Source organism: Kitasatospora sp. NPDC101801 (assembly GCF_044766665.1).
Lineage (GTDB): Bacteria > Actinomycetota > Actinomycetes > Streptomycetales > Streptomycetaceae > Kitasatospora.
In genome coordinates, this window is sequence record NZ_JBIWML010000016.1 from 81720 (window position 1) to 102268 (window position 20549).

Annotated in this window: 16 protein-coding genes, 1 tRNA gene and 1 pseudogene; 7 read left to right on the forward strand and 11 right to left on the reverse strand. The window is 72.3% G+C overall.

Going from position 1 to position 20549, the window contains the following annotated elements:
* Positions 1-208 precede the first annotated feature (208 nt).
* Positions 209-706, forward strand: coding sequence for a hypothetical protein (locus ACIRPK_RS19615; RefSeq protein WP_403040454.1), 498 nt, complete (start codon positions 209-211; stop codon positions 704-706).
* Between the two features lie 83 nt (positions 707-789).
* Complete coding sequence (locus tag ACIRPK_RS19620; RefSeq protein ID WP_403040457.1) at positions 790-1713, forward strand: spermidine synthase; 924 nt, start codon at positions 790-792, stop codon at positions 1711-1713.
* A gap of 427 nt (positions 1714-2140) precedes the next feature.
* Here the strand turns inward: ACIRPK_RS19620 and ACIRPK_RS19625 are convergent, their stop codons facing one another.
* From ACIRPK_RS19625 to ACIRPK_RS19645, 5 genes are all read right to left on the reverse strand, one after another.
* Positions 2141-2911: a hypothetical protein gene (locus ACIRPK_RS19625; RefSeq protein WP_403040460.1), complete on the reverse strand. Its 771-nt coding sequence runs from the start codon at positions 2909-2911 to the stop codon at positions 2141-2143.
* A 45-nt stretch (positions 2912-2956) separates the two neighbouring features.
* Positions 2957-4393, reverse strand: coding sequence for a GH1 family beta-glucosidase (locus tag ACIRPK_RS19630; protein WP_403040463.1), 1437 nt, complete (start codon positions 4391-4393; stop codon positions 2957-2959).
* 42 nt (positions 4394-4435) lie between these two features.
* Complete coding sequence (locus ACIRPK_RS19635) at positions 4436-5350, reverse strand: carbohydrate ABC transporter permease (protein WP_403040466.1); 915 nt, start codon at positions 5348-5350, stop codon at positions 4436-4438.
* A gap of 3 nt (positions 5351-5353) precedes the next feature.
* Positions 5354-6292: a carbohydrate ABC transporter permease gene (locus ACIRPK_RS19640; RefSeq protein WP_403040469.1), complete on the reverse strand. Its 939-nt coding sequence runs from the start codon at positions 6290-6292 to the stop codon at positions 5354-5356.
* A 195-nt stretch (positions 6293-6487) separates the two neighbouring features.
* The gene (locus tag ACIRPK_RS19645) at positions 6488-7816 is read right to left on the reverse strand and encodes an ABC transporter substrate-binding protein (protein ID WP_403040472.1); all 1329 of its coding nucleotides are present in this window, start codon (positions 7814-7816) and stop codon (positions 6488-6490) included.
* Between the two features lie 358 nt (positions 7817-8174).
* On the opposite strand from ACIRPK_RS19645, the gene ACIRPK_RS19650 reads away from it, so the two are divergent.
* Positions 8175-9335 (forward strand): LacI family DNA-binding transcriptional regulator, encoded by a 1161-nt coding sequence (locus tag ACIRPK_RS19650; RefSeq protein ID WP_403040475.1) that lies wholly within the window; start codon positions 8175-8177, stop codon positions 9333-9335.
* Between the two features lie 110 nt (positions 9336-9445).
* Here the strand turns inward: ACIRPK_RS19650 and ACIRPK_RS19655 are convergent, their stop codons facing one another.
* From ACIRPK_RS19655 to ACIRPK_RS19670, 4 genes are all read right to left on the reverse strand, one after another.
* On the reverse strand, positions 9446-9892 hold the full coding sequence (locus tag ACIRPK_RS19655) for a DUF4442 domain-containing protein (RefSeq protein ID WP_184919342.1): 447 nt from the start codon (positions 9890-9892) through the stop codon (positions 9446-9448).
* 124 nt (positions 9893-10016) lie between these two features.
* A tRNA-His gene (locus ACIRPK_RS19660) sits at positions 10017-10092 on the reverse strand.
* 98 nt (positions 10093-10190) lie between these two features.
* On the reverse strand, positions 10191-10793 hold the full coding sequence (gene orn / locus ACIRPK_RS19665; RefSeq protein WP_403040477.1) for an oligoribonuclease: 603 nt from the start codon (positions 10791-10793) through the stop codon (positions 10191-10193).
* Between the two features lie 4 nt (positions 10794-10797).
* The gene (locus ACIRPK_RS19670; protein ID WP_403040540.1) at positions 10798-12324 is read right to left on the reverse strand and encodes a helix-turn-helix domain-containing protein; all 1527 of its coding nucleotides are present in this window, start codon (positions 12322-12324) and stop codon (positions 10798-10800) included.
* A 1035-nt stretch (positions 12325-13359) separates the two neighbouring features.
* Here ACIRPK_RS19670 and ACIRPK_RS19675 point away from each other — a divergent pair.
* Positions 13360-14151, forward strand: coding sequence for a GNAT family N-acetyltransferase (locus ACIRPK_RS19675; protein ID WP_403040480.1), 792 nt, complete (start codon positions 13360-13362; stop codon positions 14149-14151).
* Here the strand turns inward: ACIRPK_RS19675 and ACIRPK_RS19680 are convergent.
* Positions 14132-15082: an HAD-IA family hydrolase gene (locus tag ACIRPK_RS19680; protein ID WP_403040482.1), complete on the reverse strand. Its 951-nt coding sequence runs from the start codon at positions 15080-15082 to the stop codon at positions 14132-14134. The two genes, ACIRPK_RS19675 and ACIRPK_RS19680, sit on opposite strands and share 20 nt — an antisense overlap.
* A 941-nt stretch (positions 15083-16023) precedes the next feature.
* Here ACIRPK_RS19680 and ACIRPK_RS19685 point away from each other — a divergent pair.
* The 3 genes and pseudogenes from ACIRPK_RS19685 to ACIRPK_RS19695 form a co-directional block, all read left to right on the forward strand.
* Positions 16024-16464, forward strand: a pseudogene (locus tag ACIRPK_RS19685) (universal stress protein); the annotation flags it as partial.
* 191 nt (positions 16465-16655) lie between these two features.
* Complete coding sequence (locus ACIRPK_RS19690; RefSeq protein ID WP_403040485.1) at positions 16656-18245, forward strand: hypothetical protein; 1590 nt, start codon at positions 16656-16658, stop codon at positions 18243-18245.
* 173 nt (positions 18246-18418) lie between these two features.
* Positions 18419-19189 (forward strand): hypothetical protein, encoded by a 771-nt coding sequence (locus ACIRPK_RS19695; RefSeq protein ID WP_403040490.1) that lies wholly within the window; start codon positions 18419-18421, stop codon positions 19187-19189.
* A 92-nt stretch (positions 19190-19281) separates the two neighbouring features.
* Here the strand turns inward: ACIRPK_RS19695 and ACIRPK_RS19700 are convergent, their stop codons facing one another.
* Positions 19282-20472 (reverse strand): acyl-CoA dehydrogenase family protein, encoded by a 1191-nt coding sequence (locus ACIRPK_RS19700; protein ID WP_403040493.1) that lies wholly within the window; start codon positions 20470-20472, stop codon positions 19282-19284.
* Between the last annotated feature and the right edge of the window lie 77 nt (positions 20473-20549).

The window sequence follows — 20549 nt, forward strand, 5'->3', positions numbered from 1 at the left end:
GTTGATCTGTGGTCAATTGGCATCAAATCGGGCACTGTTGCCGAGATCCGCCATGAAATGCCATGGCTTGCTGTACGTCGCCCCGTGGCCTTTCGGGGCCGTCCGGCGTTGTCCTGATACGTGGAAGCCCACCGCCGCGCCGCCACCGATCCGCTCCTCCGATCGAGCGACCCCCGGCTTCCGACCTGACGAGGTGACAGGAGGGCCCATGGCCACCGGACTTCCGTACTACCGACGCATCACGGCCGGGGCGAGCCGGGGCCTGCCCGGTCTCGGCCCGGCGCTGCACCCCGCACTGGTCCCGGGCGGGGTCGACCAGGAGCCGCCCGGCTTCGCCGTCGGCGGCGGGGGCCCCGGCGCCGCGCGGCCCGCCCCCGCCGGGTTCGACACCGTCACCGTCCCGGTCCGGCACGGTCTGGAGACGGTGGACATCCTCCGGCTCCGCCGAGCCTGCGGCACGGTGCACCAGACCGGCGGCGGATCGGCGATCGCGTTCCTGGTCCCCGCCGGGGTGGCCGGGCAGTGGCACCTGCCCGGCACCAGCTGTACGCCGGGGGCCAAGCAGCTCCCCGCGACCGACCCGCGCTGGGTGATGCCGCCCGCCGGGCCCACCGCCTCGGCCCGTGCCACCGACCCCTGGGTGCTCCGCTCGGCGCTCTGCGAGGCGGCCTGCACCCTGACCGCCGGCGGCCTCGGCCCGTTCTGACCTGCGCCGTCCGTCCGCTCCCGGCCTGCCGCCGTCGGCCGTGAGGTCGGGTGGCCTCGTCCTGCCCGGCGATAATGGTCCCCATGGGACGCAGCAACCGGGCCGGTCGGGCTCGCACCGAGACCGAGCCCGCCACGACGGCCCCCACCGGGTCGCCGGGCGGTCGTACCCATGCCCAGGGCCCGCTGGCCCGCCCGGTCGCCTCCGGCCTGGCCGAGCTGATCCCGGACCGTGACCGCCCCGCCGCCTGGACGCTGCTGCTCGACGGGGCGCCGCAGTCCCTGGTCGACCTGGCCGACCCGGGCCACCTGGGCTTCGAGTACCAGCGCCGGCTCGGCCACCTGATCGACCTCGCGGCCCCGCCCGGCAAGCCGATCACCGTGCTGCACCTCGGCGGTGGCGCGCTCACGCTGGCCCGCTACACCGCCGCCACCCGGCCGAGGTCCCGGCAGCAGGTCGCCGAGATCGACCCCGAGCTGACCGAACTGGTGCGCGCCGAACTGCCGTTGGAGCGTGGCTGGCAGATCAAGGTGCGCGGTGCCGACGCCCGTGCGGTGCTCGAACGGGCTCCCGAGGGCTCGGTCGACCTGGTGATCGCCGACATCTTCTCCGGTGCCAGGACCCCGGCCCACTGCGCCACCGTCGAGTTCGCCGCGCTGGCCGCCCGGTGCCTCGCCCCCGGCGGGCGGTACGCCGCCAACATCGCCGACGGCGGGGCGTTGAGCTTCGCCCGCTCCCAGGTCGCCACGCTGCTCGCGGTGTTCCCCGAGGTCTGTCTGACCGCCGACCCGGCGGTGCTGCGGGGCAAGCGGTTCGGCAACCTGATCCTGGCCGCCGCCCAGCAGCCGCTCCCGCTGGACGAGTTGGGTCGCCGGGTGGCCTCCGACTCCTACCTCGGGCGGATCGAGCACGGCCGCCCACTGGCCGACTTCACCGCCGGTGCAGCCCCGGCCACCGACGCCACGGCGGCGCCGTCCCCGGCACCGCCGCCGGGCGTCTTCCGCTGAAGCCGGTCCGCCCGGGGCGGTTCAGGCCGACCGGCACATGGTGCGTGGCGCCGGGGTGCGCGCCCTCCTTGCCCGGCATCGGGCAGGAGGGACCCTTCGCGGGCTTCGCGTCGGTCGCCGATGCTCCGCATGAACTCTCCCCCAGCCTTCGGCCGGGGGGACCCCCGCCCAGCCTTCGGCATCCCAGCCTTCGGCCGGGGGGACCCCCGCCCAGCCTTCGGCATCCCAGCCTTCGGCCGGGGGGACCCCCGCCCAGCCTTCGGCATCCCAGCCTCCGGCCGGGGGGACCCCCGCCCAGCCTTCGGCATCCCAGTCCTCGGCCGGGAGGGGCCCCCTGCTCCGCACCGCCGAGGCACGCACCCCGCAGAGACATCAGCCGCTGACGCGGCGGGCGCTCCTTAGCCCACCCACCATGTGCCGGTCGGTCTCAGTGCCCGCTGGGGATGCCCCGGTGCTTGTACATCGCCGCCCCGGTGAGCAGCAGCCCGGCCGCGATCGGGACCAGGACGGCGGTCAGCTTGCCCTCGGTGTCGGCCGGGGCGGCGGTGGTGACCACCGCCAGTTCCGGCTGGACGGGTTCCCAACTGCCCTGCACCACCTGGAGGTCGGCAGTCCTGGCGATCGGGAGGGTGCGGTCCACGGCGGTGCTGGCGACCGTCGCCTGCGCGACCGCCGCCGAGCGCAGCGTGGCGCTCGCGACCGGCAGCGGCCCAGGCGCCGCCTCCGCGGCCCCGACGCCCCCGACGGACCGGGAGGCCCGGGGCTCGCCGTCCCCCCGGGGCTGCGGCGGCACGGCGGGCAGCAGGACCGCCGCGATCGCGAAGGCGTCCGGCACGGTGGTCGCCTGGCCGGGCAGCGGCAGCCCGTCGGTCCTGATCCGGTCCTGCAGGGCGCGGCCCACCGAGGCGGTCTGCTGCTCCAGCACGGGTACGGCCGCCCCGGTCAGCCGGCCCAACAGCTCCGGGGCGCCGGCCTGGTTGACCAGGTCGGTGACGGCCGGACCGTCACTGGCGTAGGCACTGCTCACCCCGAGGCCGAGACCCCAGACGTGGGCGAGCACCGCACCGCCGGCGGCGAGCGTCCTGGCCCGGGGCCGGGGCAGTCGCCCCCGGCCCTGCGCCGGACCAGGACGCCCCTGACACTCCGGGTCGCCGCCCGGGGCTTCGACTCGCGGCCGGGCCGCGTGATTTGCTCGCACGACAAGAGAGAACGACCGGCCGGTGGTCAGGTCACGCGGCGGGGGTCACCCCTGCGGAAGGGTTCCGGTACGGATCACCTCGGCGTACCAGCGGGCACTGGCCTTCGGGGTGCGGGCCAGCGTGCCGTAGTCGACGTGCACCGCGCCGAACCGCTTGGCATAGCCGTACGCCCACTCGAAGTTGTCCAGCAGCGACCAGAGGTAGTAACCCCGGACATCCGCGCCGGCCGCCACGGCGTCGGCCACCGCGGCCAGGTGCCCGTGCAGGTAGGCGATCCGGTCCTGGTCGTCCACCAGGCCGTCCGGGCCGACGGTGTCCTCGAAGGCGGCGCCGTTCTCGGTGACCAGCATCGGCAGCCCGGGGTGCGCCCGGTGCACGTCGAGCAGCAGGTCGGTCAGACCGGTCGGGTCGATCGGCCAGTCCATCGCGGTGCGTTCGCCGGGGGCGAGGTGGAACGCGACGTCCTCGGCGCCCGGCCAGGGCGACTGGTCGCCGCCGCCGTGGCCGTCGTGGCGGGGCAGGTCCCTGGCGTTCTCGGCACTCGAAACCACGGTCGGGGTGTAGTAGTTGATGCCCAGCAGGTCGATCGGGCGGCCGATCTCGGCCTCGTCGCCGGGCTGGACCAGGGTGTCCCAGTCGACCAGGTGGGCGGTGTCGGCGAGCAGGTCGGCCGGGTAACCGCCGCCCAGCATCGGGCCGGTGAAGATCCGGTTGCCGACAGCGTCGATCCGGCGGGCGGCCGTCAGGTCGGCCGGGTCCGCGCTGAGTGGCCGGATCTGGTGCAGGTTGAGCGAGACGGCCAGCTGGGCGGACCGTGGCAGGGCCGCGCGCAGTGCGCCGACCGCGAGGCCGTGGCCCAGGTTGAGGTGGTGCGCGGCCCGGAGCGCGTCGGCCTGGTTGCTGCGCCCGGGGGCGTGCACGCCGGAGCCGTAGCCGAGGAAGGCGCTGCACCAGGGCTCGTTCAGGGTGGTCCAGGTGGAGATCCGGTCGCCGAGCGCCTCGGCGGCCAGTGCGGCGTAGTCGGCGAACCGGTAGGCGGTGTCCCGGGCCGGCCAGCCGCCCAGCTCCTCCAGGTGCTGCGGCAGGTCCCAGTGGTAGAGGGTGGCGACCGGCGTGATGCCGTGCGCCAGCAGCTCGTCGGTCAGCGCCCGGTAGAAGTCCAGCCCGCGTTCGACCGCCGGGCCGCGCCCGGTGGGCTGGACGCGCGGCCAGGAGAGCGAGAACCGGTACGAGGTCAGGCCGAGCTCGGCCATCAGCCGGACGTCCTCGCGGAACCGGTGGAAGTGGTCGACGGCGATGTCCCCGGTGTCACCGCCGGCCACCTTGCCGGGGGTGTGACTGAAGGTGTCCCAGATCGACGGGGTGCGCCCGTTCTCGGTGGCGGCCCCCTCGATCTGGTACGCGGCGGTGGCCGCGCCCCAGGCGAAGCCGGGCGGGAAGGCCGGGCCGGTGCGGATGGTGCTCGGTTCGGTCACGGTCATTGCGGGAGCGCTCCCATGGTGAGTGTGGACGCTGACGTCGGATCAGCTCTTGACGGCACCGGCGGTGATGCCGCCGACGATGTGCTTGCCGAGCACGGCGAAGATCAGCAGCAGCGGCAGGGTGCCGACCAACGCGCCGGTCATGATGACCGCCTGGTTGATGTCGTACGCGCTGCCGCCGCCGATCGCGGAGAGCGCGACCTGCACGGTCGGGTTCTGCTGGGTGAGCACCACGAAGGGCCAGAAGAAGTCGTTCCAGGACTGCACGAAGACCAGCATGCCCAACACGGCCATGGCGGGGCGGGCGATCGGGAAGACCACGTGCCAGACGATCCGCAGGCTGTGCGCGCCGTCCACCCGGGCGGCCTCGATCAGCTCCACCGGGAGCGCCTCGGCCAGGAACTGCCGCATGAAGAACACCCCGAAGGCCGCCACCAGCGAGGGCAGGATGACGGACTGGAGCTGGTTGCCCCACTCCAGGTCGGTGATGATCTGGTAGAGCGGGATCACGCTGAGCTGCGGCGGGATGGTCATGGTCGCCACCACCAGGGTGAGCAGGACGTTCCGCCCGCGGAACGGGAGCTTGGCGAACGCGAAGCCGGCCAGCGTGGAGAACGCGACGGTGGAGAGCGCCACCAGCCCGGCCACGATGGTGGAGTTGAGCAGGGCCTGGCCCATCGCGGTCTGGTCCCAGACGGTGGAGAGGTTGGTCCACAGTGCGCCGCCCGGCATCAGCGGCGGGGGTGACTGGGCCACCCGTTCGCCGGTGTGACTGGCCGCCACGAAGGTCCAGTAGAGCGGGAACAGCGAGAGCGCGGCAGCCAGGCCGAGCAGCAGGTAGGTGACCGGTCCGGCCTTGTCGTGGTCGCCGGCTCCGGCCCGGAACCGCCGTCGGGCGACGACGGGCCCCGAGCTGCTCGGGGCCTCGGCCGGACGGGGCGGGGTCAGGGTGCTCATCGCTCAGCCTCCCAGCTTGGCGCGGTTGCGACGGGCGATCAGCAGGTTGACCGCGCCGACCAGCAGCAGGAGCAGCAGCATCGTCCAGGCCACCGCCGAGGCGCGGCCCAACTGACGGCTGGGCCAGCCGAGTTCGTACAGGTAGAGGCTCAGGGTCTGGAACTGGTGCGCGGAGCCGCCGCTCACCCCGACCCCGCCGCCGAACAGCATCGGCTCGCCGAACAGCTGGGTGGCGCCGATGGTGGAGACGATGATGGTGAACAGGATGGTCGGCCGGATCGACGGGATGGTGATCCGGGTGAACTGCTGCCAGCGCGAGGCGCCGTCCAGGCTCGCGGCCTCGTACAGGTCCTTCGGCACCGCCTGCATCGCGGCCAGGTAGATCAGCGCGTTGTAGCCGGTCCAACGCCAGGTCACGATCGAGGAGATGGCGATCTGCGAGGGCCAGGTGTCGGCGAACCAGTCGGTGCGCTCCACCCCCAGCGCGGAGAGCGCCCAGTTGATCATCCCGTAGTCCGGGTTGTACAGCTGGACGAACACCAGGGTGGCCGCGGCGATCGAGGTCGCGTACGGGGCGAGCACCGCCACCCGGAAGAAACCCCGGGCGCGCAGACGGTAGTTGAGCAGGTGGGCCAGGCCGAGGGCCATCAGCAGCTGCGGGACGGTGGAGATCACCCCGATGGTGAAGGTGTTCCGGAGCGCGGTCCAGAACTGCTCGCTGTCCCAGAGGCGGGTGTAGTTGCCGAGCCCGCGCCACTCCAGCACGTCCGGCGTGAGCAGGTCGACCTGGTGCAGGGAGAGCCAGCCGGTCCAGACCAGCGGGATCAGCCCGAAGGCGGCGAAGCAGAGGAAGAACGGGGCGATGAATGCGTAGGGGGCGGCCTTCAGGTCGAAGCGGTAGAGGCGCGAGCGCCAACTGGTGGACGGGGCTGGGGTGGCCACGGGGTGTCCTCCCGGGGGTGGCTGCTGATGGTGCCGCCCGGCCGACGGGTCGTCAGGGTCGGCCGGGCGGTGGCGCTGGGGATACTGGGGATGCTGGGGGTGTTACCGGTGTGGGACGTCGCGGCTGGGGGTCGTCGCCGCAGGGGCGGGCGACGGCGGCAGTCGGCGGGGTGGTCGCCGACTGCCCCGGCAGTCCTAGCCGTTGACCTTGTCCTCGATGCCCTTGAGCACGTTCTGCCAGGCCTTGGCCGGGTCGGTGCCGTGCTCCTCGATGTCGAGGATGCCGTTGTCGGTGATGATGGTCTTGGCGGTGCCGTCGTCCGGGCCGATCTTGGCGGGCTTGATCGAGGCGGCGGCGGCCGCGTAGATCTGGCCGGTCGGGGTGTCGCCGAAGTAGTCCAGCTTGGCCGACTGGACGGCGGGCAGCTGGAGGCCGGCGGAGGTCGAGGGCAGGTTGCCGACCTTGGTGAAGACCTTGGCCTGCTGCTCCGGCGCGGTCAGCCAGGCGGCCAGCGCGGCGGCGGCCTTGGTGTGCTTGCCGGCCTTCGGGACGGTCAGGAAGGCGCCGCCCCAGTTGGCGGCGACGGGGGCCTTGGCGATGTCCCACTTGCCCTTGCCGGCCTCGCCGGACTGCTTGCTGACGATGCCGGTCATCCACGACGGGCAGACCACGGTGGCGAACTTCGCGTTGGCGAAGGCGGCCTCCCACGGCTTCTGGAACTGCCGGAGACCGGCGCTGATCTTCGCCTGCGAGGCGGCGACCGAGATGTCCCAGGCCTTCTGCACGGCCGGGCTGTCCTTGACGCTCAACTTGCCCGAGGCGTCGGAGTACTGCTGGGTGTCACTGGAGATCACGGCGTTGAACAGGCCGCTCGCCGAGTCGGTGAAGAAGGTCCCGGCCGGGGCCTTGGCCTGGTACTCCTTGCCCTTCTCGACGAACTTGCTCCAGTCGCCGGCCCAGAGCGCGCCGACCGCCTCCCGGTCGGAGGGCAGCCCGGCCTGCTCGAACAGGTCCTTGCGGTAGCACACCGCCATCGGGCCGATGTCGGTGCCGAGGCCGATCAGTTCGCCCTTGCCGGTGGTGGCCTGCTCGGACTTCCAGGGCAGCCAGGCGCCCGCCGAGATCCCGTCGGTCTTGCCGAGGTCGACGAACTTGTCGGCCAACTTGCCGGTGGCCTGGGCGATGTAGCCGACCTCGACGGCCTGGATGTCGGTCAGGCCGCTGCCTGCCGCCAGGTGGGTGGTGAGCGCGTCCCAGTACTTCTGGCCGTCCTGCGCGGTCTCGGCCTTGACGGTGATGTTCGGGTGGGCCGCCATGTACTCGGCGTAGAGCCCGGCCTCCTGGTAGCCGAAGGTGCCGAAGTCGCCGACGGTCAGGGTGATCTTCTCGTTGGCGTCCCCGCCCTTCGCGTCGCCGGAGCCCCCGTCGGAGCTGGAGCAGCTGGTGAGCAACAGGGCGGTGGCGGCCACCGTGGCGGTGGCGAGGGCGGCGGCTCTGCGGGGGCGGGTGGTGCTGCGGCGCATGGCGGTCTCCTTGTTCCAGGGTGGGGCAGGGGTGCTGTGTGCGCGGTGATTGGCCAGTAGGGTGTGGGAGCGCTCCCACGAAAGGCATGCCGGAAGGTTGCTCGGTCGCGGGGGTGAGTGTCAAGAGCAGAAGTCGGAACCGTTGCGGGAGTGTGTCCTGCGGGGCCCCCGGCGGGCTGCCCGGCGGGCGTCCGGACGGGTGCTGGGACGGCGGCTCGGGCGGGTGCTGGGACGGCGGCTCGGGCGGGTGCTGGGAGGGCGGCTCGGGCGGGTGCTCGGACGCCGGTCGATCGGCCCGGGGCCGAACCGGCCACAATGAGCAACGACGACCACGACGACGTGTCCCACGAGGTGAGCGATGAGCCAGACCGCACAGCGGCCGACGGGGCCGAACGGGCCGCAGCGGCCGCACAGCTCGCAGGGCTCACAAGGCTCGCCGGGCCCACAGGGCGGGCCGGGCGGTACGGGCGGTACGGGTTCCGGCCGCGCCGGGACGCGTACCGCCGCCGGATCGGCCCGGCCGACGCTGGAGGAGGTGGCCGCACTGGCGGGCGTCGGGCGCGGGACGGTCTCCCGGGTGGTGAACGGTTCGCCCCGGGTGAGCGAGAAGGCCCGGGAGGCGGTGAACGCCGCGATCGCCGAGCTCGGCTACGTCCCGAACCGGGCGGCCCGCACCCTGGTCACCTCACGGACCGACTCGATCGCCCTGGTCGTCCCCGAGGCGGAGACCCGGCTGTTCTCCGAACCGTACTTCTCCGACATCATCAGCGGCGTCTCCGCCGAACTTGCCGAGACCGACATGCAGCTGCTGCTGATCCTGGTCCGCAACCAGCGCGAGCGGGAGCGACTTTCGGCCTATCTGACCGCCCAGCGGGTGGACGGCGTACTGCTGGTGTCGGTGCATCAGGACGATCCGCTGCCGAGCCTGCTGGAGAGCCTGGAGATCCCCTCGGTGCTGGCGGGGCGGCGGGGGGACCTGGAGCCGCTGAGCTACGTCCACGCGGACAACGCGGGCGGGGCCCGGATGGCCGTCCGGCACCTGCTGCGGCGTGGCTGTGCGCAGGTCGCGACCATCACCGGGCCGCTCGACATGGAGGGGGCCAGGGCGCGGCTCTCCGGCTACCGGCAGGCGCTGGAGGAGGCCGGCCGGCCGTACCAGGAGGAGCTGGTCGGCCCGGGCGACTTCACCGAGGAGGGCGGGCGGGTGGCGATGCGGGAGCTGCTGGAGCGCCGGCCCGGGCTGGACGCGGTGTTCTGCGCCTCGGACGTGATGGCGGCGGGCGCGCTGCAGGTGCTCCGGGCCGCCGGGCGGCGGGTGCCGGACGACGTGGCGGTGATCGGCTTCGACGACTCGATCGTGGCCCGGCACACCGACCCCCCGCTGACCAGCGTGCGCCAGCCGATCGAGGAGATGGGGCGGACGATGGCGCGGCTGCTGCTGGAGGAGATCGCCGAACAGGGGCGCGCGCGGCGGCAGGTGGTGCTGGCCACCGAGCTGGTGGTGCGGGAGTCGGCGTAGGGCCCCGTGCGGACAGGGCTCGCGCGGGCAGGCCCAGGTGGTGTGCTGCTCAGGTGGGCGGTGCTCGGCGGGGAGGCCGGGTCGGCTGCTCCCCGCCGGGTGACCGCGCGTCAGGAGTTGGGGCGCAGGGTCCAGGTGATGGTCATCACGCCGGTGACGTCGCCGTCGGCGCGGGTGATGTCCACGGTGACCGTGAACTCCGGGCGCTCGCCCTTGTCGAGCTCGGCCACCACGTCGGCGGCCGGACGGTCCAGGGTGGCGGTGGCGGTGACCACGCCCTTCGCCAGCTTCTTGTACGCGATCTCCGCCTTCACGGCGAGCGGCACGGCCCGGTGCAGCTGGTCGCCGAACGCGGCGAGCACGATGCAGCCGCTGGCCGACTCGGCCAGCGTGAACATCGCGCCGGCGTGCGGGCCGCCGACGTGGTTGTGGTAAGCGGGCTGGTCCGGCAGCCGGAGCACCGCGCGCTCGGGACTGGTCTCCAGGTACTCGAGGTTGAGGGTGTGCGCCATCGGCACCGTGGAGTCGAGCAGCTGGCCGATCGAAGGTGTGGTCATGGCAGAGATGTTACTAGTGAGTAGCTTCTGAGGGTAGTGCCGGTTCGGCGTGGAGGTGTGGAGGCGTGGAACGCAGAAACGCCTTGAGGGTCCGATCTCCAGGAGATCGGACCCTCAAGGCTGTTGGGGTGAGTAACGGGACTCGAACCCGCGGCCACCTGGACCACAACCAGGTGCTCTACCAACTGAGCTATACCCACCATCTGCCGGTGCGTTCCCGCTCCGACAGGAAGAACTCTACAGGATCGGAACGGGTGCTCGCGCCAGGGTTTCGGTGACCGGAGGAGCGTCCCGCTGGTCAGCCCGTCGGCAGCTGGTACTTGGCGGCGATGGTGCGAGCGGCGTCGGTGTCCGGGCCCGGCGGGGCGACGAACACCGCCTCGCGGTAGTAGCGGAGTTCGGCGATGCTCTCCCGGATGTCCGCGAGGGCGCGGTGGCTGCCACCCTTCTGCGGGCTGTTGTAGTAGGCACGCGGGAACCAGCGGCGGGCCAGTTCCTTGATCGAGGAGACGTCCACGATCCGGTAGTGCAGGTGGCTTTCGAGCGCGGGCATGTCCCGGGAGAGGAAGCCGCGGTCGGTCGCCACCGAGTTGCCGCAGAGCGGGGTCTTGCCGGCTTCGGCGGCGTGCTCCCTGATGTAGGCGAGCACCCGGGCCTCCGCCTCGGCGAGCGTGACGCCGTCCGCGAGCTCGTCGAGCAGGCCGGAGGAGGTGTGCATCTGGCGCACCACGTCCGGCATGGTCTCCAGGGACTCGGCAGGGGGGCGGATGATGACGTCCACGCCCTCCCCGAGGATGTTCAGCTCGGAGTCGGTCACCAGAGCGGCGACCTCGACCAGGGCGTCCCGGCCGAGGTCGAGCCCCGTCATTTCACAGTCGATCCATACCAGGCGGTCATTCACACGCTCACCCTACGGCGCGATCACGCGAGCCGGACAGCTGTCGGCCCGTCCGCCCGTCCGTGGCTTCGCCCGCAGTGCCGTCGGCGGCGCTGTTCGCAGGGGTGCCCGGGGGCCGGCCGGAACCGGCGGGAGGGCCGCCGTGGCCCGGGCGGGGCCCGGACGCCGGTGCTCCGTCCGGACGGTGACCCTGGCCCAGATCACGGGCCGTCGGCTGGCCGTACCCCTCCTCGGACGCGGTGGCGTGTGCGTGCTCCACGGCGCGTTCGGGGCCGATCCCGCTGGCGTGGGTGTCGGCGCTCGGGTGCCCCTGATGGCCGGGGTGGCCCGGGTGAGCCGGGTGGGCACCACGGGAGGCCGGACGGGGAGCGGCGCCCGCCTGGGTGGGCACCAGCGGACGGGTCGGACCCGCCGTCAGGTGGGTCGCCCCGCCCTGGACGCCGGCCGACCGGTCGGCCGGATGGGCCTGCGCGGGCACGGTCGGGTTGGTCCCGGTGGGCAGGGTAGGACCGGCGGTCGGCTGGGGAGCCGGGCGCCGGGCGCGGTAGCCCGTCCGGTACGCGGCGGGGGAGACTCCGAGCTGGCGGCGGAAGTGCCCGCGCAGGGCCACCGGCGAACGGAAGCCGCAGCGGCGCGCGACGTCGTCCACCGAGAGCTCGGACGCCTCCAGCAACCGCTGTGCCTGGAGCACCCGTTGGGTGATCAGCCACTGCAGCGGGGCGCTGCCCGTGAGGGTGCGGAACCGCCGGTCGAACGTACGGCGGCTCATGTAGGCGCGGGCGGCCAGGACCTCGACGTCGAACTGCTGGTTGAGGTTCTCCAGGGCCCAGGTCACGACCTCGGCGAGCGGGTCGTTGCCGATCTCCTCAGGTAAAGACTGGTCGATGTACTGGGCCTGACCGCCGCCGCTGCGCCGGCTCGGGACCACGAGGCGACGGGCCAGCGCGTTGGCGGCCTCGGCGCCGTGGTCGCTGCGGACCACGTGCAGGCAGAGGTCGATACCGGCGGCGGTGCCCGCCGAGGTGAGGACGTCGCCGTCGTCGACGAAGAGCTCGCGCGGGTCGACGTGCACCTTGGGGTACCGCTTGGCCAGGGTCGGCGCGTACATCCAGTGGGTGGTGGCCGGGCGGCCGTCCAGCAGGCCGGCCGCGGCGAGCACGAACGCACCGGTGCAGAGGCCGATGATCCGGGCCCCTTCGTGGTGCGCCTTGCGGAGCGCGGCGATCGCCTCCGGCGGCGGGGGCTGCGAGATCGACCGCCAGGCCGGGACGACGATGGTGCCGGCCCGGGCGAGCGTCTCCAGCCCGTACGGTGCGGTGAGGGTCAGCCCACCGGTGGTCGCCAGCGGACCGTCCTCGCCCGCGCAGACCAGCAGGCGGTAGCGCGGCACTCCGGCGTCCTGACGGTCGACGCCGAAGACCGAGAGCGGGATCGAGCTCTCGAAGATCGGGGCGCCCCCGAAGATCAGTACGGCCACCGTCTCGCGGCGGCGGCGGCCGGAGAGCTTGCGCGGTGCGGCGGCGTGGCCGAGCAGGCCGGCATTCGCCGCGGTGGTGGCGGTCGGCGCAGTGAGGGTGGCCGTCGCGGACCCGGTGGAGAACTGGCCTTGCGTCAGTTGGACTGCGGTGGTGGCACCCTGACCTGCCGCCAGATTGGCGGCGGGGGAGATCCCGCGGCGCGAGGCGGAGTTGGCGGACGGCTGCTGCCCGGTCTGGTGGTTCACCGGGTGTCCGGCCTGATGTCCAGTCTGATATCCGGACTGGGAACCGGCCGACGGGCCGGTCGACGGATTGGCCGGATGTCCTGCTTGGTAGCCCGGTTGGAATCCGAGGGATGGGGCGGAGGGGTAGATCTGGTGCTGGTGTGACTGGTGGGGCGCGTTGTCTCTCGAAGCGCGGTTCGTGAAGCCGGCCGACGACTGGCCGCCGTCAGGACCCGTGTCGCTCCTGCTCACCCTGCTCAAGGCGCTCCAGCCCCCTCGGTGGTGTGTGTGGTGGTGCCGCGGTGCCGAACTGCTCGCCGTGATCACCGAATCGCCTTGCAGATCGCCTTGCTCGCCAAGATCGAATCTACTGGTTGGACCGTTGCCGTTGTGACAAGTTCACCATCCGACGCTATGTCGACATGGCAATTTGGCGTGATGCATTCGATCACGAAGCGTGGCAGCCGTCGACCCCCCTGTGAAGAGGGCCGGAGGAGCGATGGCTTGTTGCCGCACGACCTACCTCTCGGTCGCACGGGAGATTGGGCTGCGCCGGCTGCTCTGGGCTGCGACTTTGCCGAACGGGACGGGCGGGCAGTGAGATTGACCGAAAACAGCCGGTCCGTAGCGGGGGCGCTCGCGGTAGGGGTGCGCGCCTGTGTGCGCCGTTCCGCCGCGGCGAGGCGGTGGAACGGGGGGTGGGGCGAGGTTGGCGCGGGGGCGGTGCGAGGCGGAGTGCGGGGCGTGCGCCCGAGGTGCGGGTGCGGGCGGGTTCGGCGGGCGGGTTCGATGGGCGGGTTCGATGGGGCGGGAGGGAATGGTGGGGCTGGAGCGGACGCATGTGCGAGCGCTGGTTAGGGTCGGGCCATGACGAATCGAGGTCGGCTCGAACAGGCCAATGACAACGCGGCAGCCTTCTGGCTGGCCCAGGCTCGGGCGCACGGTTGGGAGTTCACCGTCCGCCCCGGATTCACGGCGGTCCGGTGCGCCCGGGATGCCGCCGACACCCGTCGCGTGGTGATCACCCGCCCTTACGGGCCGGACGGGGTCGAACCGTTGCTGGCCGAAGTGGCCGAGCTGCTCAAGGAGTGGGACGGCGAGCGCTACCTCCTGGAGGACCCGTACAGCGGGATCGATCTGACCGGGGAGGGCCTGGAGTCCATTCGTGCGATGGCGGTGATGGTCCGCGAGCCTGACGCACCGTCGGTTGCGGAGCGGCGCCCGTCGGAGCGGCGGGACGGGGCGCCGGGTCCGGTCGAGGAGGTCTCGGTCGCTGAGGTGCACGGGGTCGAGGAACTGGCCGGTCTGGAACGGGTGGTGGTGGACGGCTTCCCGCTCGAGGCCAGGCAGCCCTGGGAGCGGGGCGTGCAGTTCCCGCCCGAGCTGCTGGCGGAACCCGGATACCGGGCCTGGCTGGGCCGGGTGGACGGCGAACCGGCCGCCGCCTGCATGACCTACGACAACGAGGAGACGGTCGGCGTCTACTGGGTGGCGGTGCTGCCCGAGTACCGCTCGAAGGGGCTGGGCCGGGCGGTGCTCTCGGCAGCTCTGCTGGCGCAGCCCGGCCGGGTGACCACCCTGGTGGCCACCCAGCTCGGCGAGCCGCTCTACCGGCAGTTGGGTTTCCTGGAGCAGGGCGTCACGCGCTGGTGGCGGTAGCGGAACCCGCCGTACCGGGAGGGACGGGGGCGAACCTGGTCGGGGCGGAGCGGAACTGGTCGCGAGCCTGATCGCGAGCCTGGGTCTGGGCCTGGGTCTGGGCCTGGGCCGGTGACGGGGACGGCGGCCGGGAGAACGTGGCGCCCGGGTGGCGGGCCGGCTTGGCCCTGGCGGCGGCGGTGCTCATGGAGTTGCCGGCGCTGTTGGGGACGGCGCTGTTGGGGACGGCGGTACTGGGGACGGCGGCGGTGCGGCGGGGCCCCGGGGCGGAGCGGGCGGAGAGGATCAGGCCGACCGCCTCGGGGATGCCCGCCGCGCTGAGGGTGGGTCGGTACCCGAGCTCGGGCCAGGGGCGGCCGTGGTGGAGCCAGACGCTGCGCAGGCCGGTCAGTTCGGCCCCGGCGATGTCGGCGGGAGCGTGGTCGCCGACCATCCAGGTGTGGGTGGCCCAGTCACCGGTCGGCGGGACTCCACAGCGTTGGGCGGCGATCTCGAAGATCCGTGGGTCGGGCTTGAGACATCGGGCCTCCTCGGAGATCACCCAGCCGTCCACCAGTGAGCCGAGGCCCACCCGGCGGATCTTCTCCAGTTGCGGTCGGGTGCCCCCGTTGCTGACGATGCCGAGCGACCACCCGGCCGAGCGGGCCGCGTTGAGTGCCTGGATATGTGAACTCGGGCATTGGATATGTGCATTGATGCCTCGCCGGTAGTGGGCGAGCAGGAAGTCCATCGACCGGTCGAGCCCGTAGCGGCGCTTCGCAGCGCCCAGTACCGTGCTGCGCGGGACGTGCCCACTCCCGTCGATGGTGGTGAACCAGCCCAGGTCCCCGGCCGGTAGCCGGTGTTCGGCCAGGAAGTCCTGCGCCCAGGCGCGGAAGGCGGCGTCCCGGGGCAGCAAGGTGTTGTCAAGATCGAACAGCAGCAGCGGCATGCGCTGCATGCTGCCAGCGCCCTGGCAGTTGCAGCAGGCATTTGCCGCGTCGCGTTCCGTAGTTGACCGAAATGGCCAGAAGCGACCGGTCCGGCGACTTGCGGGGTTTGGGCGGCAGGCGGCTGGGATCCGGATGGGAGGCGGTCGGGGTCGGGGCGTTGAGGCGGGCCGAGGGCGCATTGTCCGCGCCTGGTGTGCGGGTCTGTGGCCTGGGTGAATTCGTGGACGGATGTGTGGGCCTATATAGGGGACGGCAACAGACAGACCGCCCGGTCGGGTCGGCTGTCGGACGATGACAGTCGGGTCACGTTGTGTGGCGGCACTGTTGCGTCCCGGGGCTTCCTCGGCGAAGCTCCAGGGAACCTTCTCGTCGGGCGGCGCGCGGCCTCAACAGAGGGGCGCGAAAGTTACGGCGCGCGCATCCTCCGTTCGCAGGATCAACGCCGTTTCAGGGCTCCGCAGCTGGGCGGGACCCTGGCCCCGTCGTACTCTGAGAGGAACAGGTCGCATTCGGTGGTGCTCGGCAGAGACGGACTCGGTGTCGGGAGTGGGCCTGTTGCCCGGGCATCCGTGCCCCTTCCTGTCGGCCCATCTCACTCGAAGAGCTTTGAGCCATGGTTGGTTTTGAGCCTCCCCGATCCGCTGCCACCGATGATGCGGTCGGCACGTGGACGGTGGATGGGTTGTCGTCCGGCTTGTGGGACCTGCCGGGCCTGTCGGGCCTGCCCGGTCGTCGGCGTCCGCCGGTCGTCCTCGTCCGCGAGGTGGTCCGTCGGGGTTGGCCACGGCCGCGTCACTGGCGAGCGGGACAGCGGGGTGCCGGTGCGGGTGCGGTGGAGGAAGCCATGACGGACGGAATGATCGCGGGCGGCGCGGGGACGGGTTCGGGCGGTCCGAGTTCCCACCCGGGACGGGGCGGCGAACCCACGCTGCGGGAGCAGCCCGTACCCGCCTGTGACCCGGCCTTCCAGCACGGTGTGGTGGTCGGCTTCGACGGCTCCCTCTCCAGCGAGCGGGCGCTCGCCTACGCGGTGGGCATGGCCCGCCGCTCACGCTGCGGGCTGGTCATCGTGCACGTGGCGAACCGGTTGCCCGCCACGGTCTGGGCCGGCTGCGAGCCGCCCGTCTTCGTCGACATGCCGGATCATCGGACCGAGTTGCTCGGCCTGGAACTCGCCTGCGCCGACTACCTTGCGGGCGTGCCGTGGATCCTGGTCGAGCGGGGCGGGGACATCTGCCACGAGATCGAGGAGGTCGGCCGGGAGTACGCCGCCGACGCGATCGTGGTCGGCAGTACCCACGGGCTGCTCGGCAAGCTCTTCGGCTCGGTCTCCGGTCGGTTGGCCCGTAGGGCGAACCGACCCGTCATCGTCATTCCCTGACCGCCCCGGGCGGGCTGGTCCGGCCCGAGCGACCGCTCGGAACGGGATCGCGGACGGTCATTGGTGCGTATCCGTACGGTTGTTGTGGCGAGAGTGCGCCGCCGGCACCGGGTGGGCCGATCGAGTCATCTTGATCGCTGATGAGGTGTCAGGGTGCTGGATGACCGGGTGAATCGGGCAAGCATGACAACATGATCATTCGACCAGGGGGTGCGGCCGCCCGCCGACACCCGGGTGCCGAACCGGCCGGAGTGACCGGCGTCCGGGGCCGGGGTGGGTTCGTGGCGGTCGGCTTCCTGGCGCTGGTGTTGGTGCTGGGGATCGTCGGGTCGGGTGGCGGCGAGGTGGCCCGCGCCGCCGTGGTCGCGGGGACGCAGCGCGGTGGTGAGGCCCGGGACGCGCTGCGCCTGAGCGTCCGTACCAATGCCACGGAAGGCACGGCGGTCCGCGTCCGGGCCGGTGAGCAGGTGCTGCGGAGCTATCGGATCGTGAACCGGGCCGAGTACGGGCTGACCGCCGTCCTCAGCGATCAGCAGGTGCCGGGCGGGCAGGTCCGTTGTGGCCAGGGTGGTCAGGGCGGTCAGGGGGCAACAGTCGCGGTGCCGCCGTTGGGCACGGTCGAGTGCGGTGTCCGGTTCGTGGCCGGGGCCGGGCCGCAGGAGACCACGGTGACCGTGGACGGGGCAGCGCCGGACGGTCTGCCCAGGGCGGTGGCGACCACCCGGGTCGGGTACGTCGGGATCGCGTCGGGGCTGGCCCTGCGAGCGGTCGGGCGGCCAGCTGGGTCTGGGGTGACCCGGCGGTCGGGGGCGGTGGAGGCGCGGCCGGTGCGCCGGGTGCAGGCCGCTCCGGCTGCCGGGGCGGTTGAACTCCACTTTCAGGTCGAGGCGTTGGGGGATGTGCCGGTCAGTGGGACGAAGGTGGCCTCCGGGGTACCGGGAGCGGGCGCGGTCTCCTGTGCGTGGCTGTCCGGTGAGGGGCTGTTGGTGCCCGGGCATCCGGTGGAGTGCGTGGTGAGCGGTGCGGCACGTCCTGGCCCGCAGTCGGGGGTGGTGCGGGGCGATGGTTACGCGGAGGACGGCGCGATCGGGGAGGACGGGCAGCGACTGGCGGCACGTCGGCTGACGGGCGAGGCACCTGGCGGATATGACGGAGCGTCGGGCCAGGGCGGTGGTGGCAGCGGCTCGGGAGGCGGTGGAGGCGGTGGCGGGGGTAACGGGCACGGCGGCGGGACCGGTGCCGGTACGGGCGGATCGGGTGGTGGCCCCCAGGGCGGCGCGTCCGTAGGTGGGGGCGCTGGGGGAGGAACGGCGACCGGCGGCGCAGGTCCCGGCGGGGTGAACCCGGCGGGTGGCCCGGCGAGCGGACCGGCCGCGAGTTCGGACGGGTTGGCGGCGGGGCAGGCCGCCAGCGGGCTGGTTGTGCCGTACCGACCGGGTCTCGGCCCGCTGCCGGGGCTCGGCAGCCCGTTCCGGGTACCGGCAGCCGGAACGGGGCAGCCCGGTTCACCGGGGCCAGGCGCTGACGCGGTCGGTGTGCCCGCACCGGGCGCGGCCGCAGCAGAGCCGGGGGCGAGGGCGGGTGCTGGGGCCGGGGCGGAGGCACCCCTGGGGCACGAGGTTGCCGCCGAAGCCCCGGGGTCGGACGGTCGGGTCGACCCGGACGACAACGAGCCTTGGGAGATGGATGAGGTGATGGTGCTGCTGCTCGCGATGCTGCTTCCGGTGTTGTGCGCCTTGGCCGCGGCTTTCGCCGCCCGAGGGCGAGGCGGCCGGGGCTGAGCGGCTGAGCAGTCGAGCGGCCGGCCAGGGCCCGGAACTGGCGCCGAGGCGGGCGGCCGAAGGGTCGGTATCGGAAGGCCGGTATCAGAAGGGCCGACAGCGGATGGCACGCCAGGGCAGGCCACCGGCAGCGCCGGCCGGTGGCGGTGGGTTCGGAGGAGGAGTGGCAACTGATGTGGACGATCGGTCTGTTCTGTCTGGCGGGTGCCGTCCTGGCCCTGTTCTTCGGCCTGCTCTTCGGGCGGACCAAGCGCTCGCGTGAAGGGGTGACGTCTCCGCAGGCCCTGGCGTTCGCGGGTGCCACCGTGCTCGGCTTCTTTGCTCTCTTCACCGGCTTCAGCGTGGCCGGGGCCTGGCAGCAGCTCAACTCCGCCCGCCAGCAGACGTATGCGGAGAGCCGAGCGCTCACAGAGGTGTACTGGATCGCGAAGGGACTGCCTGGCCCGGACCGCGCGGTGGTCCGGCAGAAGGTCCGGGAGTACACCAGGGACGTGGCGGGGGACGAGTGGGAGCAGATGCAGAAAGGGCGGGGCAGCGCGACGGCGTGGCAGGCGCTCGACCAAGTCCGGGTGGCGCTCGACGGTTCGGTGGCCGTGACCCCGGGTGAGCTCGCGGTCAAGAACGAGGTGATGCGGAATCTGACCGACGCCTACGCCAGGCGGAACACCCGCCTGGCCGACGTCAGGGCGGTGGTGCCCGAGGTCGTGCTGAGTGGTCTGTTCGTCGGGGCGGTCTTCGTGGTGGCGACACCGCCGGTGATCGGACTCACCGTCAATGCGCGGAACCTGGTGCTGATGGCCTTCCTGGGAGCGTGTGTCGCGTTCGGGGTGAGCCTGGTCGTGGAGCTGAGCGGGCCGTACTCGGGGCTGGTGCGGTTGCAGCCGACCGCCTTCCAGCTGGCCCAGGTCAGGTACGACCAGATCGACGCCCAGGTGGGCGGCTGAGGCAGTACCAGGGGGTTCCGGGCGTTGCGCACCGCCCGGAACCCACTGGCCGTTCGAGGACGGCGGCCTGGTCGGCACCGTCCTGGTCCGGATCAGACATTGACCCCCAACTCGCGTGCGATGAGCATCCGCTGGACCTCGGAGGTGCCCTCCCCGATCTCCAGGATCTTGCAGTCGCGCCAGAAGCGGGCGACCGGGAACTCGTTCATGAAGCCGTAGCCGCCGTGGATCTGGGTGGCCTCGCGGGCGTTGTCGACGGCGGCCTCGGAGGAGAACAGCTTGGCGATCGCGGCCTCCTTCTTGAAGGGCTCGGAGTGCAGCAGGCGGGAGGCGGCGTCCCGCCAGGCCAGGCGGGAGGTGTGCGCGCGCATCTCCATGTCGGCGAGCTTGAACTGGATGACCTGGTTGGCGCCGATCGTCCGCCCGAAGGCGCGGCGGGTGCCGGCGTAGCTGACTGACTGGTCGACACATCCCTGAGCCAGCCCGGTGGCCAGGGCTGCGATGGCGATGCGCCCCTCGTCGAGGATGCGCAGGAACTGGGCGTAGCCGCGGCCTTGGGCGCCGAGCAGGTTGGCCGCGGGGACTCGGCATTCGGTGAAGGACAGTTCGCGGGTGTCGGAGGCGTTCCATCCGACCTTGGAGTACTTGCGGGAAACCGTGAAACCACTGGTACCGGTGGGCACGATGATGGAGGAGATCTCCCGGCTTGGCGAGGGGTCCGAACCGTCTTCACTCGAACGAGCGATCGGTTCGGTCAGGGCCGTCACCGTGACCAGACCGGTCATCTCCGTACCGGAGTTGGTGATGAAGCACTTCGTGCCGTTGATCACCCACTCGTCGGTGGCCTCGTCGTAGCGGGCGGTGGTCCTGGTCGCGCCCGCGTCGGAACCGCCCTCCGGCTCGGTCAGGCCGAAGGCGCCCAGCAGTTCGCCCGAGGTCAGCCGGGGCAGCCACTCGCGCTTCTGCTCCTCGGTACCGAACCGGTAGATCGGCATCGCGCCCAGCGAGACCGCGGCCTCCAGCGTGATCGCGACCGAGGAGTCGACCCGTGCCAACTCCTCCAGCGCCAGGCAGAGCGCGAAGTAGTCGCCGCCCATCCCGCCGTACTCCTCCGGGAACGGCAGGCCGAAGAGCCCCATCCGCCCCATCTCACGGATGATCTCGTACGGGAACTCGCCCTGCTCGTAGTACTCGCCGATCTTCGGGGCGACCACGTCCTGGGCGAACTCGGCGACGGTGCGCCGGAGTTCCTCGTACTCACTGTCCAAGCGGTGATCGAGCATGGTGATCCTCCTGGATCGAGGCGGCTGAGGGGCCGAGAGATGGGCCGAAGAGGGCCGGGAAGACGGTGGTACCGGTG

Excerpts from the sequence above, each read along its gene's own strand:
- ACIRPK_RS19695 (WP_403040490.1), top strand. The coding sequence starts at position 18,419 with ATGTGGACGATCGGTCTGTTCTGTCTGGCGGGTGCCGTCCTGGCCCTG.
- ACIRPK_RS19620 (WP_403040457.1), top strand. The coding sequence starts at position 790 with ATGGGACGCAGCAACCGGGCCGGTCGGGCTCGCACCGAGACCGAGCCC.
- ACIRPK_RS19635 (WP_403040466.1), bottom strand. The coding sequence starts at position 5,350 with ATGAGCACCCTGACCCCGCCCCGTCCGGCCGAGGCCCCGAGCAGCTCG.
- ACIRPK_RS19675 (WP_403040480.1), top strand. The coding sequence starts at position 13,360 with ATGACGAATCGAGGTCGGCTCGAACAGGCCAATGACAACGCGGCAGCC.
- ACIRPK_RS19655 (WP_184919342.1), bottom strand. The coding sequence starts at position 9,892 with ATGACCACACCTTCGATCGGCCAGCTGCTCGACTCCACGGTGCCGATG.
- ACIRPK_RS19680 (WP_403040482.1), bottom strand. The coding sequence starts at position 15,082 with ATGCCGCTGCTGCTGTTCGATCTTGACAACACCTTGCTGCCCCGGGAC.
- ACIRPK_RS19700 (WP_403040493.1), bottom strand. The coding sequence starts at position 20,472 with ATGCTCGATCACCGCTTGGACAGTGAGTACGAGGAACTCCGGCGCACC.
- ACIRPK_RS19615 (WP_403040454.1), top strand. The coding sequence starts at position 209 with ATGGCCACCGGACTTCCGTACTACCGACGCATCACGGCCGGGGCGAGC.
- ACIRPK_RS19690 (WP_403040485.1), top strand. The coding sequence starts at position 16,656 with ATGATCATTCGACCAGGGGGTGCGGCCGCCCGCCGACACCCGGGTGCC.
- ACIRPK_RS19630 (WP_403040463.1), bottom strand. The coding sequence starts at position 4,393 with ATGACCGTGACCGAACCGAGCACCATCCGCACCGGCCCGGCCTTCCCG.
- ACIRPK_RS19650 (WP_403040475.1), top strand. The coding sequence starts at position 8,175 with ATGAGCCAGACCGCACAGCGGCCGACGGGGCCGAACGGGCCGCAGCGG.
- ACIRPK_RS19645 (WP_403040472.1), bottom strand. The coding sequence starts at position 7,816 with ATGCGCCGCAGCACCACCCGCCCCCGCAGAGCCGCCGCCCTCGCCACC.